Here is a 14937-nt window from a genome sequence, read left to right on the forward strand (position 1 = left end):
GGGGGGGTTGGTGTGTGGGTGGTGCTGTGTGTGGTGTGTCGTGGGGCGGGGGGGGGGGGGGGGGGGGGGGCGCCCCCCGCGCGGGGGGGGGGCGGGGGCGCCCCCCCCCCGACTGCAACGGTAATCGGTGGGCGTTCGAATCGGTGGCCGTGGAATCCGTGACCCTGGGCCCGGCGGCCGTTCGAATCGGTGACTGTGCTAGACGCCGACGGACTCCCGGACCGGGACCGGTTCGGGGGCGGCGGTGTGCAGCTTGCTGCCCTCGACGTCGATGTCCGGTATGAGGCGGTCCAGCCACGTCGGCAGCCACCAGGCGCGGCGGCCGAGCAGGGCGAGGACGGCCGGGACGATCGTCATGCGGACCACGAAGGCGTCGAACGCGACGGCGGCGGCGAGGCCGAGGCCCATCATCTTGATCATCGGCTCGCTCATGCCGATGAAGCCCGCGAAGACGGCCATCATGATGAAGGCGGCGGCGGTGACCACCCGGGCGTTGTGGCGGAAGCCGGTGACGATGGCCTGGCCGGGCTGCTCGCCGTGCACGTAGCCCTCGCGGATGCGGGTGACCAGGAACACCTCGTAGTCCATGGCGAGGCCGAAGACCACGCCGATCATGAAGATCGGCATCATGCTCATCACCGGCCCGGTCTGCTGGACGCCGATCAGGTCGGCGAGCCAGCCCCACTGGAAGACGGCCACGACGGCGCCGAGCGCGGCGGCCACCGAGAGCAGGAAGCCGAGCGCGGCCTTGAGGGGGACGAGGACGGAGCGGAAGACGACCAGGAGCAGGAGCACGGCCAGGCCGACGACGATCGCGAGGTAGGGCACGAGTGCGTCGGTGAGCTTCTGCGACACGTCGATGTTCATCGCCGTGGTTCCGCTGACCAGGACGCTCGCCCCGGTCTCGGCCTTGAGGCCGGCCGCGTGGCCGCGGATGGCGTGGACGATGTCCTTGGTCTCGGCGGCGGCCGGGCCGGTGGCCGGGATCGCGTTGAGCAGGGCCGTGTCACCGGCCTTGTTGAACATCGGCGGGGTGACGGTGATGACCCCCGGCAGCGCGGAGACCGTCTTGGCGACCTCGCTCGCGGCGGCCTTCGGGTCGGGCGCGCCCTTGGCGTCCACCAGGACGGTCAGCGGGCCGTTGAACCCGGGACCGAAGCCCTCGGAGAGCAGGTCGTAGGCGCGGCGCTGGGTCGTGGAGGTCGGCTTGGCCTCGTCGCCCGGCAGGCCGAGCCGCAGGTCGAGCGCGGGCGCGGCCAGCACGCCGAGGCCGATCACGCCGCCGAGCAGCACGGCGACCGGCCGGCGCAGGACGAACCGGGCCCAGCGGGCGCCGCCGTTCTCCTTCGCGGACGCGGGGGCCGGGGAGGCCCCGTCGGTGTTCCCGGCGCTCTTGCGGACCTTGCGCGGCAGCACCCGCTTGCCGATGAAGCCCAGCAGGGCGGGCACCAGCGTGAGCGCGACCAGGACGGCGATGACGACCGTGCCGGCCGCGGCCATGCCCATCTTGGCGAGGAGCGGGATGCCGACCACCGAGAGCCCGGCGAGGGCGATCACCACCGTGAGGCCCGCGAACACCACCGCGGAGCCGGCCGTGCCGGCGGCCCGGCCGGCCGCCTCCTGCGGGGTGCGGCCCTCGGCGAGCTCGGCGCGGTACCGGGAGACGATGAACACGGCGTAGTCGATGCCGACCGCGAGGCCGAGCATCATCGCGAGCGTGCCGGTGGTGCTGGACAGGCCGAGTACGCTGCCGAGCCCGGTGATCAGCGCCATGCCGAGGCCGACGCCGACGACGGCGGTGAGCAGCGGCAGCCCGGCGGCGACGAGCGAGCCGAAGGTGATCGTCAGGACGACCGCGGACAGCGCCATACCGATGGCCTCGCTGCTGCCGCCCGCCTCGGGCTTGGCCGTCAGCGCGGTGCCGCCGATCTCGACCTTGAGCCCGGCGTCCCGGCCGTGCTGGGCGGCCTGCTCCAGGGCGCTGGTGGCGCCGGCGGACAGCTTGCCCGCCTTGACGGAGTAGTTCACCGTCGCGTACGCGGTGGTGCCGTCCTTGGAGATCGTGCCGGCCTTGAACGGGCTGACCGCGCCGGTGACCTCCTCGGCGTGCGCGAGCTCGTCGACCGTCTTCTCGACGACCTGCTGGTTCGGCCCGGCGGTGATCTTCTGCCCGGAGGGGGCGACGAACACCATGCGGGCGGAGGCGCCGTCGGCGTGGCCGCCGGGGAAGCGCTCGTTCATCAGGTCGAAGGCCTTCTGGGCCTCCGTGCCGGGCATCGCGAAGCCGTCGTCTGGCGCGGCGGGCGCCTTGGCCGCGAGGACCCCGCCGACGGCCAGCAGGGCGACCCACAGGAGGGTCACCAGCCGGCGCCGGACGAAGGCCCATCGGCCCAGGCGGTAGAGCAACGTGGCCACGGGAGAGCGGCCTCCTTCGGATCGCGGTCTTCGACCTGGTGCGGAACACGCCGCGGAGGGCCGGGCGCCGGTCGGCGCGGTCCTTCCGCAGCGTGACCAATCCTTCGTCGCCGGCCCCTGCTCCGTCGTCATCCCTGCGCAGACACTTCCCGTACTGCGTACGCAGTAGGTCACCTCCCCGGACGGCGGAGCGCACGCCCTCCCCTCGAAGCAGTCCCGGGTGCTTCCGACGGCGTACCCGGCGTGACCCCAGCGGCGGGCGTCACCCGTGCGGGGGCGACAACGGGCCGGTCGCGGGCGGCCGAAGTAGCGTGATGTGCCTGGCCCGGCCGTTTTCGGACGCCCGGACCGACCCCACCCGATCGGTGCTGACCCCAGCCCGCCGCCGGAGGTGCCCCATGGGCGTACCCGCCGCCCGCATCGTGTTCGACGAGAGCGACCGCACGGCCGTCGCCGAGGCGGTGGCGGAGATCCTCGCCACCGGTGCGATGACGCTCGGCCCCTGGACCGAGCGCTTCGAGCAGGCCTTCGCGGCCGAGCACGGCGCCTCGCACGCCGTCGCGGTGTCCAGCGGCACGTCGGCGCTGGAGATCGTCCTGCGCACCGTCGGCGTGCGGGACCGCGACGTGGTCGTGCCCGCCGTCACGTTCTACGCCACGGCCGGAGCCGTGCTGCACGCGGGCGGCCGTCCGGTGATCGCCGACGTCGACCCGGCCACCCTCGCGCTGTCCCCCGAGACCCTCGCCGCGGCCCTCACCCCGGATACGGCAGCCGTCGTACTCGTCCACATCGGCGGGCTGATCACCCCGGCCGTCGACGACCTGCGCGCGCTGTGCAACCGGCACGGCGTCCCGCTGATCGAGGACGCCGCGCACGCCCACGGCAGCAGCCTCAACGGACGCGCCGCCGGGTCGTTCGGACTCGCCGGGGCGTTCTCGTTCTACCCGACCAAGGTCACCACGAGCGGCGAGGGCGGCATGATCCTCACCGAGTCGCCGGAACTGCGCGACGAGGCCCGGATCTACCGCGACCAGGGCAAGGGCTCGTTCAGCACCAACCACCACGTCCTGCCCGGCTACTCCTGGCGGATGAGCGAGCTCAACGCCGCCGTCGGCGCCGTCCACCTGCGCCGGCTCAAGGAGTTCATCGAGACCCGCCGGGCCGTCGCCCGCCGCTACGACGAGGCGCTGGCCGGACTGGCCGGGCTGGAGCCGGTCGCCGAACCGGTCGGCTGCCGCAGCAACTACTACAAGTACGTGGCCCTGCTGCCGCGCGGCGTCGACCGGGCCGACTTCAAGCGGATCGCCGCCGAGGAGCACGGCGTGCGGCTCTCCGGCGAGGTGTACGACCTGCCGCTCCACCTCCAACCGGTGCTCGCCCCCTACCGGCGCGGCCCGCTGCCCGCCGCCGAGGACGTCTGCGCGCGGCAGGTCTGCCTGCCGGTGCACTCCGACATGACCGAGGACGAGATCGAGCAGGTCGTCGAGGCCGTCTCGGCGGTCCTGCGGCGGCTGGCCTGACCGCGGCCGGCCGGCCACCCGCACCGATCCGTCGCCCGACCGACCGCCTCATCGACCGCCTCACAGACCGCTCGACAGACCGCTCAGACCGCTCAGACCGCTCGACAGATCAGCCGAAAGACCGCTCGACAAGGAGAGAGACCGTGCGGATAGCCGTCACCGGGGGATGCGGATTCATCGGCTCGCACGTCGTGGACCGGCTGGTCGCGGCCGGGCACGACGTCCTCGCGATCGACACCGCCGACAAGTACCTCAACCCCGAGGCCGAGCACGCCAGGATCGACGTCCTCGACCTGCCCGGCCTCACCGCCGCCCTGGCCGGGAGCGAGGTCGTCTACCACTTGGCCGCGATGGCCGACGTCGACCAGATCCGCACCGACCCCCTGCGCGCCGTCCGCGTCAACATCGATGGCACGGCGACCGTCCTGGAGGCCGCCCGGCGCAGCGGCCTCAGCCGCACCGTGCTCGCCAGCACCGTCTGGGTGTACGGCGCCGCGCTCGGCGCCGAGGACCAACTGGGCGGCGACGAGCAGGAGCTGGACGAGCACGTGCCGATCGAGCTGGAGCGCAGCGGGCACCTGTACGTGGCCACCAAGCTCGCCGCCGAGATGCTCGTGCACAGCTACCGCGAGCTGTACGGCCTGCACTTCACCATCCTGCGCTACGGCATCCCGTACGGGCCGCGGATGCGCGACGAACTGGTCGTCGCCCGCTTCGTGCAGGCGGCCCTCGCCGGGCGGCCGATCACCATCGCCGGCGACGGCCGGCAGAGCCGCAACTTCGTCTACGTGGAGGACCTGGCCGACGGCCACGTCCGGGCCCTGTCCCCCACCGCCGAGGACCAGACCTTCGCCCTGGAGGGCTCGACCGCCGTCTCGGTGCGCGACATCGCCGACACCGTCGACGGGCTGCTCGGGCCGGTGTCGATCGAGCACATCGAGGCCCGCACCGCCGACTACGCGGGCCGGAGGATCTCCTCGGCGCAGGCCAAGCGGCTCCTCGGCTGGTCGCCGCGGACGAACTTCGCCGACGGCGTGCGGCGGTACGCGGACTGGTACCGGGCCTCCCTCGGCTCCTGAGGCGCCGCTCGTGCCGCACGCACTGCTGATCTCCGGCTCCCTCGGCCAGGGCCACGACGTGATGGCCCGGGCCTGCGCCGACACGCTCCGGGAGCGCGGCTGGACCACCGACACCGTCGACGCGATGGCGCTGCTCGGCGAGCGCTCCGGCGCTGCCGGGGAGGCGGTGTTCCGGCGGCTGCTCGACCTGCCGGGGGTCTACGACGCCTTCCACTTCTCCGCGCTGCGGCCCGGCGCCCGCATCGCGCTGCTCGCCGACGCGGCGGCCCGCTCCCGGCTGGTGCCCGCGCTGCGGGAACTGACCGCCCGGCAACGGCCGGACCTGGTCGTGTCGGTGTTCGCCACCGCGACCTCGGCCGTCAACCGGCTGCCGGGGCGGGACTTCAGGCACTTCGTGTTCTGCACCGACGTCACCCCGCACCGGCTGTGGGTGCAGGAGGGGACGGACCTCTTCCTCGTCACCTCCGAGGTCGCCGCCTGCGCGGTGCGGCGCTACCGCCCGGACGCGGAGATCGCCGTGCTGCCCGCCCCGCTGCGCGCGCCGTTCTACCGCCCGCCGGAGCGCGCCGCGGCACGGGCGGAGCTGGGCGTGCCGCCGGACGCCCGGTGCGTGCTCCTCATGTCCGGTGCCTGGGGACTCGGTCCGCTCGCCCGGACCGCCGGCTCCCTCGCGGCCGCCGGGCCGCACGTGCTCGCGGTGGCCGGGCGCAACGCGGAGCTCGAACGGCGGCTGCGGCGGGCCGCCGCCCGCGAACCGCGCCTGCACCCCTTCGGGTACACCGAGCGGATCCCGGCGCTCATGGCCGCGGCCGACCTCGTCGTCACCAGCTCCGGCGACACGTGCAGCGAGGCCCGGGCGCTGGGGCGGCGGATGCTGCTGCTCGACGTCGTCCAGGGGCACGGACGGGACAACCTGCAGCACGAACTGGAGCTCGGCCACGCCGACGTGACGAACGCCCACCCGGCCGACGTGGTCCGCAACGCCCTGGCCGCGCTGACCCGCCCGGAGCCCGCGCCGTCCGTCGGCGCGACGCCGGACGCGTGGCGCGCCGGGTTCGGCGCGGCACTGGAGAAGGCGGGGCTGGGGTGAGGGCGCGGCTGGGATACGGGACGAGGCCGGGGTAAGGCGCCGCAGTGTCAAGGGAGTTCGCGACGCACCAGCGCCTTGTGGGCCGGCTCGCCCGTCCTGCGCGCATGGGCGAGGCGGGCCTTGACCTCGGGCAGGGTGCGCGGGCGGTAACCCGGGCCGCCACAGCAGCTCTTGTGGAAGCCGATCCCCGCGTTCAGCAGCACGGACAGCGTCCGCCAGGCCGCGGTGTCGCGGCGGCGGGGCGCGGCGAAGGCGGAGCCCGCGTGGAACATCGGTGCGGCGCAGCGCGGGCAGATGCGCTCCAGCGCGCCGTAGGGCTTCTTGTACGTGGCCCGGCAGGGCAGGCAGACGTACGAGGTCTTCGCGTGGGCCATGGGCCGAGGGTATCGAGCGCGCGGCCAGCGGGCCGAGCGATTTACCGGCCGCTCAGGACGGCGGCCGGTCCGGGGGCACCGCGTGGTCTCGGAGGGGGCCGAGGGTGAGGGCGTGCGCGCGGCAGTGGGCGGCGATGAGGGGGAGCGCGGCGAGGGTGGCGCGCCAGGAGCCGGGGGCGGAGGTGCAGTCGGAGTCGTGGAGGAGGAGCGTCGCGCCGCCGGTGAGGCCGGGGCGGGCGGTGGCGTGGACGGACTCGCCGGTGGCCTCGGCCGTCCAGTCGCGGCCCCACGCCGTCCACAGGACGCTGCGCAGGCCGAGGCGGCGGGCGGCCAGGGCGGGGCCTGCGGTCAGCACGCCGTACGGCGGCCGGTACCAGAGCGGGCGGGCACCGCACAGATCGGTCACCGCCTCGGTGGCACGCCGGAGTTCACGCAGGTCGCGGGCCGGGGCCGGGTACCACTGCTGCCGGTGGTGCCAGCCGTGCACGGCCACCTCGTGGCCGCGGACGACGAGTTCGCGGCCGAGGTCGGGGGCGCGGTCGAGCATCGCCCCGAGGAGGAAGAACGTGGCGCGGGCGCCGAGTTCGTCGAGCGCGTCGAGGACGTACGGGGTGCTGTGCGGGTCCGGTCCGTCGTCGAACGTCAGGGCGACGTGGCCGGGGGTCGTGCCGAACCCGGCGGTCCGGCGCGCCACCGTGCGGCGCAGCACCGGGAGGCGGACAGCGGCCGGGGCCAAGTGGAGGAGCTCGACGGCGGCCGCGGCCGCGAGGAGGTGGCGGGCCGTCACCCGAAGCGGGACGCCATGCGGCGGAACACGCCCGGCGCGGCGCCGTGGATGCGGGCCGGGACGCCCAGCCAGTGCGGCACGAACAGGCGGTCGCGCTCGGTGCGGATCGTCGCCACGACGGTGTCCGCGACCCGCTCCGCCGACACCGGGCGCGGGCGGTCGCGCTGGTACGGGGTGCCGCGGCGGTCGAAGAACGGGGTCTCCACCGCGCCCGGCAGCACCAGCCGCACGCCGACCCCGGTGCCGCGCAGCTCGTACCAGAGGCTCTCGGCGAACATCGCGAGGCCGCCCTTGGTCGCCGAGTAGCCGGACTCGTCGCGCACGCCGACCTGGCCGGCCATCGAGCCGAGCAGGACGATCCGCCCGTGCCGGCGTTCCAGCATGCCCGGCAGGAGGAGGCGCACCAGGCGCAGGGGGGCGGCGAAGTTCACCTCGATCATCCGGTCGAGGGTGTCGGACGGGGTGTCCTGGAACGCGCCGCGCCAGCCCAGGCCCGCGCTCGCGACCAGCACGTCCACCCGGCCGGCCGTCTCCAGCGCGGCCTCGGCGAGGCGGGCCGGGCCGTCCGGCTTGCTCAGGTCCTCGGGCAGGGCGACGCCGCCGGTGCGGGCGGCGAGCTCGTCCAGCCGGGCGCGGTCGGTGCCGGAGAGCAACAGCCGCCAGCCGGCCTCGGCCAGGCGGGTCGCGGTGGCCAGGCCGATGCCGGAGGACGCGCCGGTGATCAGCACCACGGGGCGTTCGGGCGCCCCCGGGTGTCGGGACCCTCGGTGGGCTTCGTCCGCCATCGCGCACCTGCCGCTCTGCTGTCCTACGTGGACGCCGTCCGTTTTGTCCGGCAAGCCACCTTCGCACGGCGGCGCCGCGCGGGCTACCGGGAGGGCCTTGCGGGGCGCACTGCCGTGGCACTGGCGGGGCGGGACTAGCGGGGCGGGACCGCCGGCTCCGCCCGCGTGCCGGCCTCGGGGGCGAGCGCCTCGGCCGACTCCCCCTCCAGCTCGCCGAACCGGGACAGCACGAACGTGCCGCCCACCGCCACCGCGAAGCCCGCCAGCGCACACCATTCGAGGCCCGGCCGGGCGGCGTCGCCGAGCGCCACCACCCCGACCAGGGCCGGGCCGAAGGTCTCCGCGACCGTCCCGGCGGCCGTGGCGGCGGTCACCGTCCCGCGCTGCAGCGCGAGGGCGTACGCGAGGTAGCCGCCGAGCCCGCCCAGCACGAGGGCGTACGCGGCGGGGTCGGCGAGCACGGACGTCAGCCGGTGCGCGTCGAGCACGCGGACGGCGAGGCTGGTCACGCCGAACCCGACGCCGGCGAGCAGGCCGAGGCCGGCCGCGGCGACCGTCCCGTTGCGCCGCACGAGGACGACGGTGAGCAGCACCATGACGACGGTCGTGCCGAGCAGCGCCCAGTGGAACGCGGCCGGCGCGTACTCGCGGCCCTCCTTGCCCGAGCCCAGGCCGAGCAGCGTCAGGCCGAGGACCACCGCCACGATCCCCGCCAGGTCGCCGCGGCGCAGCCGCGCGCCGAGCAGCCAGACGGCGGCGAGGGCGGTGACGGCGAGGCTCGCGTTGGTGACGGCCTGCACGAGGAAGAGGGGGAGGCTGCGCAGCGCCACGATGCTCAGCACGAAGCCGAGGATGTCCAGCAGCGTGCCGAGGACGAACTGCCACGAGCGGACGAGCGCCGCCAGCAGGCCCGCCCGCACCCGGTCCGCGCGCGGCGCCGACCTGGCCCCGCGCGCCTGGAACACCGCCCCGAAGCCGAAGCAGACGGTCGCGACCAGCGCCGTCGAGAGTCCGAGCAGCATGCTTCTCCCAGCCTCGGGGGCAGCATCGATCCACCACCAGTCTGTGACAGGAGGGGCGGGGCCGCACGGTCCACGGGCCCGGGGCATGACGGGACGGGGGCGTGGTCGAGAAGGGTGATCGACGGAGGACCCGCCCGGCTCACCCGGACCGGCTCACGGTTTCAGGGCCACGCCCGAGTAGCACGCGGCCTCGGTGTCGGTGACGGCCGGGTCGTCGGGGGCCGGGCGCCAGCGGGGGGTGGGGACGATCGTCGGGGCGATCAGGGTCCAGCCGTCGAAGAAACGGGTGAACTCGGCCCGGGTGCGGGGCTGGGTGGCGGTGCCGGCCGCCGCGTAGATGTGGATCAGCCGGGCGACCTCCTCCGGGGCGAACTCCGGGCTGACGTGCGTCATCACCAGCGCGCTGCCGGGGGCGAGCGCCGACTTGAGGTGCTCGACCACCTCGCGCGCGCCGTGCGCGTCCGGGACGAAGTGGAACAGCGCGTTGAGGGAGAGCGCGACCGGGCGGGCGAGGTCGAGGGTCTCGCGCAGGCCGGGCGCGGCGAGCAGGCCGACCGGGTCGGTGACGTCGGCCTCGACGTAGGCGGTGCGGCCCTCGGGGGTGCTGGCGAGCAGGGCCTGGGCGTGGGAGAGCACGATCGGGTCGTTGTCCGCGTAGACGACCCGGGCGCGCGGGTTCACCCCCTGGGCGGTCTCGTGCAGGTTGGGCGAGGTGGGGATGCCGGTGCCGATGTCGAGGAACTGGTCGATGCCGGCCAGCGCGAGGGCGCGGGTCGAGCGGTGGACGAAGGCGCGGTTGGCGCGGGCGGCGGCGCGCAGCCAGGGCGCGATCGCGAGCGCCTGGCCCGCGGCCTCGCGGTCGGCGGCGAAGTTGGTGAAGCCGCCGAGGTAGTAGTCGTACATCCGGGCCGAGTGCGGGACGTTCAGCCGAAGGTCCACCCCGTCGTACCGGTTCATCGCTCTCCTCTGTGCGGCGCCTGCTGCGCAACGTGATCGATTGCTGCCCAGGCCGGCCGGAGGTCAACCGCGGTCCCGTCCCGCTCAGCCTTGTACGCAACCAGACACTCATTCCCATGAGATGACAATCTGTATTCGCTTTGCAGCCTGGAGTGACAGGGCTGATGGAATGAGGATGGGCGCACACAGCCCGACCCTCGGGTGGCCCGGCGACCGGCCGGTGCCACGGAAAGCAGGCTCGATGACGATCGACAGGGGTGGCCGCGAGGCCCTCGCGGTGCCGGGCGAGTCCGTCAACGTCCGGATGGGGCTGGCCTATTCGGCGTTCTGCGAGACCCACGAACCCGCCTGGCACGCCCTCGCGCTCACCCGGATAGGCAACCGCGCCGACGTCACGCTCGTGGTGGAAGCGGTCAAGGAGGACCTCGCCCGGTGCTGGTCCCAGGTGCTGCGGTTCGAGGAGCCCGCCGCGTACGCCTGGCGGCTGGCGAACCGGCACATCGCCGACTGGGTCGCGGGCGAGGAGCCGGTGGCGGTCGAGGCGGTCACGTTCGCGGCCGTGATCGGGGCGTTCAAGCAGGTCGCGAACGGGCTGCTGCACAGCGAGGCGGACGAGGTGCGGCTGTACGCGGCGATTCTCGAACTGCCGGACCGCCAGCGGGACGTGATCGTCCTGCGCTACCTGCTCGGCCTGCACGTCAAGGTGATCGGGGCCTACCTGGACCGGCCGGTGGCCACCGTGCACTCCAACCTGCGGCACGCCCGGGAGCGGCTGGCGCGGCGGCTCGGGGTGGGCGAACTCCCGGACAGCGAGGGCGCGCAGTGACGCTCCGGCCACGACCCGAGCCCGAGCCGCACCCGCCGGTCGACGGCCCCGGCACTCCCCCGCCCGACGGGGCGCGGAGTGCCGGGCAGGGGCGCGCGCCGTTCCACGTGCCCCGACCCGAACGCGCCCACGCCGAACGGATCGCCGCCCTGCGTCAGGCCCGACTCACCGCAGGACCGCCCCACCTGCCGACCGAGCACGAGCAGGCCGCCTTCGAACTGGGCCTCGTGGTGGCCCTGGTGCTGGGCGCGCCGGACGCCTCGCGCGGGCTCGACCTGCTGGTGAACGCACGCCGCATCCAGCCCGAGGGGGCCGAGGTGTTCGGCGCGCTGCTGTACGCGACCGGGCGGGAGGAAGGCGCCGAGTTCTGGTGGCGCTTCGCCGCCGGGTCCGGGAGCGGGACCGCCGCGTACTGCCTGCACCTGCACCACCTGATGCTCGGCGAGACCGACGACGCGGACTACTGGCGCGCCTGGTCGGACCAGCTCGCCGCGGCCGAACGCACGCGCGGGCCGCGGCCGTTGCGGGTGAGCCGGCCGCTGCTGCCGGACGACGTGCGGCGCGACATCCTGTCCCGCTGCCACCGCGGGCTGGCACCGCAACTGCCGCCCGCGCTGGTCGCGGTGATCGACCGGCTCCCCGTCCAGGACGGCGACGGGGATCCGCACGAGGTGCCGAGCCCGTGGGAGCTCACCTCGGGGGCGACGGCGGAGTGCTCGTGGGAGTGGGAGGACACCCAGGGGTGAGGCGACGGGCGCTCGGTCTTCCTCCGTTCAGGTGAGCCGGGGCGGGTGCGGCGTCCGGGCGGGTGCGGGGTTCAGGCGGGTGCCGCGTACGGGCGGGTGCGGGGTCCAGGCGGGTGCCGCGTCCGGGCAGGTCCGGCGTTCAGGCGAGTCCGGCGAGGCGCGCGGTGATCACGGGGTCGCGGCCGTCGCCCTCGGTCGTGCCCCCGGGCCCGTGGACGACGTAGTGGTGCGGCGCCATCACCGTGTCCCGGCCGGGCAGCGCCGCGACCACGGCCCGGTGGGCGACGGCCGGGGTCAGCGCGGGGTCGCCGGTGGTGAGGCGGGCGACGAGCCGGCCGTCGACGCATTCGACGACCGCGGCGGCGCCGAGGACCTCGGCGAGGACCGTACGGAGGGCGGCCAGGTCGATCCACGAGCCGTCGACCTGCCGCCACTCCCCCGCCCGCAGGGTCGCCGGCCGGGCGGCCAGCGGGACCGGGCCGTGGGCGGCGGCGGCCAGGAGGGCGAGCAGGCGGCGGGCGAAGTCCTCGGTCTCGGCGGCGTCGAGCACCTGCGGACAGGCGGACAGCACGAACTCCAGCACGCCCCCGTGCCGCAGGACCGTGAACATCAGCCGGACGCCGATCGGCTGGTCGGGCAGCCTGATCAGCTCGGGGTCGGCGGCCGGGGCCGGGCGCGTGTCGAGCACGGCGTCGGGGACGGCCTGGCTCACGTCGTTCACCACCAGCCGCCGGGGGTACCGGGCGCCGCGCACGTGCGCGGTGTCCTCGACCAGCCGCCAGACCTGCTCGGCGTCGAGCGTGCTGTGCCAGTACGCCCGCAGCGCGGCCGACTTGGCACGGCCGACCAGCCGGTCGAAGTCGGCGACGCCGGTGTCGAGGAGCAGCAGCGCGTCCTGCGCGAGGGTGCCGACGTGGTCGGCCATCGCGGCGCGCTGCCGGTTCGACGAGAGCGCCGAGATCATCAGCTCGTGGCCGCCCGCCCGCTGGGCGGCCAGGGCCGCGAAGGCCGCGAGCACGACGACGGACGGGCCCGCGCCGGTGCGGCGGCAGACGGCGGCGAGGTCGCGGGCCCCGGCGGCGGACCGGACCAGCACGGCTCCGACGCGGTCCGGCGGGCCTGCGATCCTCGCGTCCGCGAAGGGCGTGAGCGGACCGGTGGCGAGCAGGCGCGCCCAGTGCCGCAGGGCGGCGTCGGTTCTTCGCAGGCCCCGCGGGCTCCGCTCGACGGCGGCCACCCGGAGCGGGGTGGGGGCGGTGACGGACGGGAGCTCCTTGCCGGCCGCGAGGTCGAGCCAGTCCTCGATGAGCACGGCGGTGGCCGCTCCGTCGGCACCCGCGTGGCACACGACGGCGATCAGCCGCAGCACGCGGTCACCGTCGGCGAGCAGGATGAAGCGCAGCCGGGGAGCGGCGGCGACGTCGAACGGCAGGGCCACGTCGGCGCGTCCCAGCGCCTCGGCGAGCGGATCGAGTCCGGCGGCCGGAACGTCGGCGGCGTCGACGACCGTGACGTCGAACTCGCCTTCCGCGTGTACCACTTGGCGGTCGGGGAAGCCGTCTTCCCCCAACCCCCGGGGGAAGGACGTGCGCAACGACTCATGCCGCTCGACGAGTTCACGCAGGGCGCGAAGGGCCTCTGGCACGGTGACGCCGTCCGGCACCGGCCAGACGGACTCCCGGTTGATCGCCGCGGGGGCGTCGTTGCGGATGCAGCGGAGCATGTTGTCCTGGCCGAGCGTGAGCGGGCCCGTGCCGCTGCTCGCGCCGTCGTACCGGACGGTGATCCGTCGGCTGGTCCGTGTCACGTCGCACGCGCCTCTCGGCCTGCCCGGATCGGACCGGGGGGCGGGAATGTGTCCCGGACGCTACCAGCGGCCTCCGCGACTGGTCCAGACCACATCGCACATCGGATTCCGCTCTCAATTCCCTTGCCAAACTTCGCAGTTGACATGACAAGGTGACTCACCGAGAACGGCGAGGGCCGCACGGAACGGCCCCGGGACCGGGACGTCGGACAGCCACACCGGCCCCGGCCCGAGCGCGCCCGCATCCGCGAGCAGCAGCGGCGACGGACCGTCGACGGGCAGGCCGAAGGACTGCACGAGCCGGCCACCGTACGCCTTCGCACAGGCCTCTCGGCGGCACCACAACTCCGTGAAGCGCTCGGGCGATTCCAGGACGGCCCGCGCCTCGGCGGCCGGGAAGAAGCGCGCCGCCACCCGCCCGGCCACTCGCCGGTCGTGGATCCGCTCGACGTCGACGCCGAGCGGCCGCCCATCCGAAAGGGCCAGCGCGGCAAGGGAGTCGGAGGCGGAATAGTTCACCTCCAGCCCGCCGGCCCGCTCGGGCAGCGGCTTTCCGTGCCGGCCGCGCCACCACACGACGTCGGCCGGACGCACGCCGAGCCGGGCGCCGACCAATTGGCGGACGGCGCCGTGCACGACGGTGAAGCGTCGGCGCACCACCGGGTCCGCCCCGGCACACCGGGCGCGCTCGCTCTCGTCGAGGAGGTGCCACAACTCCTCTGCCGCTGATGCCGGTTGGTCGGTCGGGATGAGCCAGACGTCGACGGTCACGGGAGCGCGAGCGTGTTCAACACGTCCAGCCGGCGGTCGAAGCTCGCGACGAGGACGGGGGTGCGCTGCAGCAGCCCCTCGGCGAGTTCCGCCCACACACCGGTGAAGGGCTGGGCGGTCGGACCGCCCACGCCGGGGCCGCGCACGAGCACCGTTCCCGGCTCCAGCGACTCGGCGAGCATGCGGACCTCCTTCTCCGGGTCGTCCGTGCACGGCATTTGGCGGATGTCCATCGACTCCCCCGGAGCCTCCTCGCACACCAGCACCACCGCACCGTGCCGCTCGGGCAGTCGGACCGGTGCGCCGGGCGCGTAGTGCAGCGCCGTCTGCTCGGCGACGACCACCACCGCTCGGCGGCAGAATCCGGTGCGGTGGTACTCGGCGGCCAGTCGCAGGGCCGTGAAGGCGGCGCCGAGCCCCTGGTCGCAGACCGCGAACGCGAGCGGCGACCCCGGACAGGAGCGGCTCAGCGCCAGCGAGGACGGCGCGCCCGGACGGACGTCCGGGGAGTCGAAGGCCAGGATCAGCAGGTCGACGGGCTCGTCGTCGGCCAGCTCCTCGCGCAGCAGGCCCGCCGCCATCTCCTCGTAGGAGTGGCCGACGCCCGCGCGCAACAGGTCCTCGCGCACCGGCAGGCCGTACGGGCGGGTGAGGTCGGTGACGAAGACGCGCAGGTCCGGGTCGAGCGACAGTTCCGACCGGCCGTCGAAGCGCCGGGCCCGGGCCCGGGTGATCCGCAGGCCGCGCGTGGCCACCCG

14 protein-coding genes are annotated in these 14937 nt (G+C 74.9%); 5 read left to right on the forward strand and 9 right to left on the reverse strand.

Translation table 11 applies throughout. From position 1 onward, the window contains the following. Positions 1–198: 198 nt before the first annotated feature. A complete protein-coding gene (locus ACFV4G_RS13820) occupies positions 199–2415 on the reverse strand; it encodes an MMPL family transporter (protein WP_380439817.1) in 2217 nt (738 codons plus the stop codon). Positions 2416–2813: 398 nt separating this feature from the next. Between ACFV4G_RS13820 and ACFV4G_RS13825 the strand changes: the two genes are divergently transcribed. The 3 genes from ACFV4G_RS13825 (at position 2814) to ACFV4G_RS13835 (ending at position 6104) form a co-directional block, all read left to right on the forward strand. Further along, positions 2814–3935: a DegT/DnrJ/EryC1/StrS family aminotransferase gene (locus ACFV4G_RS13825; protein ID WP_380439819.1), complete on the forward strand. Its 1122-nt coding sequence runs from the start codon at positions 2814–2816 to the stop codon at positions 3933–3935. Between the two features lie 143 nt (positions 3936–4078). Continuing rightward, positions 4079–5014: an NAD-dependent epimerase/dehydratase family protein gene (locus tag ACFV4G_RS13830; protein WP_380439821.1), complete on the forward strand. Its 936-nt coding sequence runs from the start codon at positions 4079–4081 to the stop codon at positions 5012–5014. Positions 5015–5024: 10 nt separating this feature from the next. Next, positions 5025–6104: a hypothetical protein gene (locus ACFV4G_RS13835; RefSeq protein ID WP_380439823.1), complete on the forward strand. Its 1080-nt coding sequence runs from the start codon at positions 5025–5027 to the stop codon at positions 6102–6104. A gap of 47 nt (positions 6105–6151) precedes the next feature. Here the strand turns inward: ACFV4G_RS13835 and ACFV4G_RS13840 are convergent, their stop codons facing one another. The 5 genes from ACFV4G_RS13840 to ACFV4G_RS13860 form a co-directional block, all read right to left on the reverse strand. Further along, positions 6152–6478 (reverse strand): deoxyxylulose-5-phosphate synthase, encoded by a 327-nt coding sequence (locus tag ACFV4G_RS13840; protein WP_380439825.1) that lies wholly within the window; start codon positions 6476–6478, stop codon positions 6152–6154. 52 nt (positions 6479–6530) lie between these two features. Beyond that, positions 6531–7265 (reverse strand): polysaccharide deacetylase family protein, encoded by a 735-nt coding sequence (locus ACFV4G_RS13845; RefSeq protein ID WP_380439827.1) that lies wholly within the window; start codon positions 7263–7265, stop codon positions 6531–6533. Beyond that, positions 7262–7996, reverse strand: a complete 735-nt coding sequence (locus ACFV4G_RS13850) for an SDR family NAD(P)-dependent oxidoreductase (protein ID WP_380439829.1) — start codon at positions 7994–7996, stop codon at positions 7262–7264. Before ACFV4G_RS13850 ends, ACFV4G_RS13845 begins: the two co-directional genes overlap by 4 nt. A gap of 188 nt (positions 7997–8184) precedes the next feature. After that, positions 8185–9072 carry a hypothetical protein gene (locus ACFV4G_RS13855; RefSeq protein WP_380439831.1) on the reverse strand — a complete coding sequence of 296 codons (888 nt, stop codon included), beginning with the start codon at positions 9070–9072 and terminating at the stop codon, positions 8185–8187. 153 nt (positions 9073–9225) lie between these two features. Continuing rightward, the gene (locus ACFV4G_RS13860; RefSeq protein WP_380439833.1) at positions 9226–10029 is read right to left on the reverse strand and encodes an SAM-dependent methyltransferase; all 804 of its coding nucleotides are present in this window, start codon (positions 10027–10029) and stop codon (positions 9226–9228) included. Positions 10030–10270: 241 nt separating this feature from the next. Between ACFV4G_RS13860 and ACFV4G_RS13865 the strand changes: the two genes are divergently transcribed. Then, complete coding sequence (locus ACFV4G_RS13865) at positions 10271–10855, forward strand: RNA polymerase sigma factor (RefSeq protein ID WP_380439835.1); 585 nt, start codon at positions 10271–10273, stop codon at positions 10853–10855. A 107-nt stretch (positions 10856–10962) separates the two neighbouring features. Then, the gene (locus ACFV4G_RS13870) at positions 10963–11601 is read left to right on the forward strand and encodes a hypothetical protein (RefSeq protein ID WP_380439837.1); all 639 of its coding nucleotides are present in this window, start codon (positions 10963–10965) and stop codon (positions 11599–11601) included. 139 nt (positions 11602–11740) lie between these two features. Here the strand turns inward: ACFV4G_RS13870 and ACFV4G_RS13875 are convergent, their stop codons facing one another. The 3 genes from ACFV4G_RS13875 to ACFV4G_RS13885 all read right to left on the reverse strand — a co-directional run bounded on the left by ACFV4G_RS13875 (position 11741) and on the right by ACFV4G_RS13885 (position 14934). Then, on the reverse strand, positions 11741–13408 hold the full coding sequence (locus ACFV4G_RS13875; RefSeq protein ID WP_380439839.1) for a condensation domain-containing protein: 1668 nt from the start codon (positions 13406–13408) through the stop codon (positions 11741–11743). 114 nt (positions 13409–13522) lie between these two features. After that, on the reverse strand, positions 13523–14179 hold the full coding sequence (locus ACFV4G_RS13880) for a 4'-phosphopantetheinyl transferase family protein (protein ID WP_380439841.1): 657 nt from the start codon (positions 14177–14179) through the stop codon (positions 13523–13525). Further along, entirely contained in the window at positions 14176–14934 is a 759-nt protein-coding gene (locus tag ACFV4G_RS13885) for a hypothetical protein (RefSeq protein WP_380439843.1), read from the reverse strand. Before ACFV4G_RS13885 ends, ACFV4G_RS13880 begins: the two co-directional genes overlap by 4 nt. Between the last annotated feature and the right edge of the window lie 3 nt (positions 14935–14937).

It is taken from the genome of Kitasatospora sp. NPDC059747, assembly GCF_042732955.1.
Taxonomy (GTDB): Bacteria; Actinomycetota; Actinomycetes; order Streptomycetales; family Streptomycetaceae; genus Kitasatospora.

Excerpts from the sequence above, each read along its gene's own strand:
- ACFV4G_RS13840 (WP_380439825.1), bottom strand. The coding sequence starts at position 6,478 with ATGGCCCACGCGAAGACCTCGTACGTCTGCCTGCCCTGCCGGGCCACG.
- ACFV4G_RS13865 (WP_380439835.1), top strand. The coding sequence starts at position 10,271 with ATGACGATCGACAGGGGTGGCCGCGAGGCCCTCGCGGTGCCGGGCGAG.
- ACFV4G_RS13855 (WP_380439831.1), bottom strand. The coding sequence starts at position 9,072 with ATGCTGCTCGGACTCTCGACGGCGCTGGTCGCGACCGTCTGCTTCGGC.
- ACFV4G_RS13825 (WP_380439819.1), top strand. The coding sequence starts at position 2,814 with ATGGGCGTACCCGCCGCCCGCATCGTGTTCGACGAGAGCGACCGCACG.
- ACFV4G_RS13860 (WP_380439833.1), bottom strand. The coding sequence starts at position 10,029 with ATGAACCGGTACGACGGGGTGGACCTTCGGCTGAACGTCCCGCACTCG.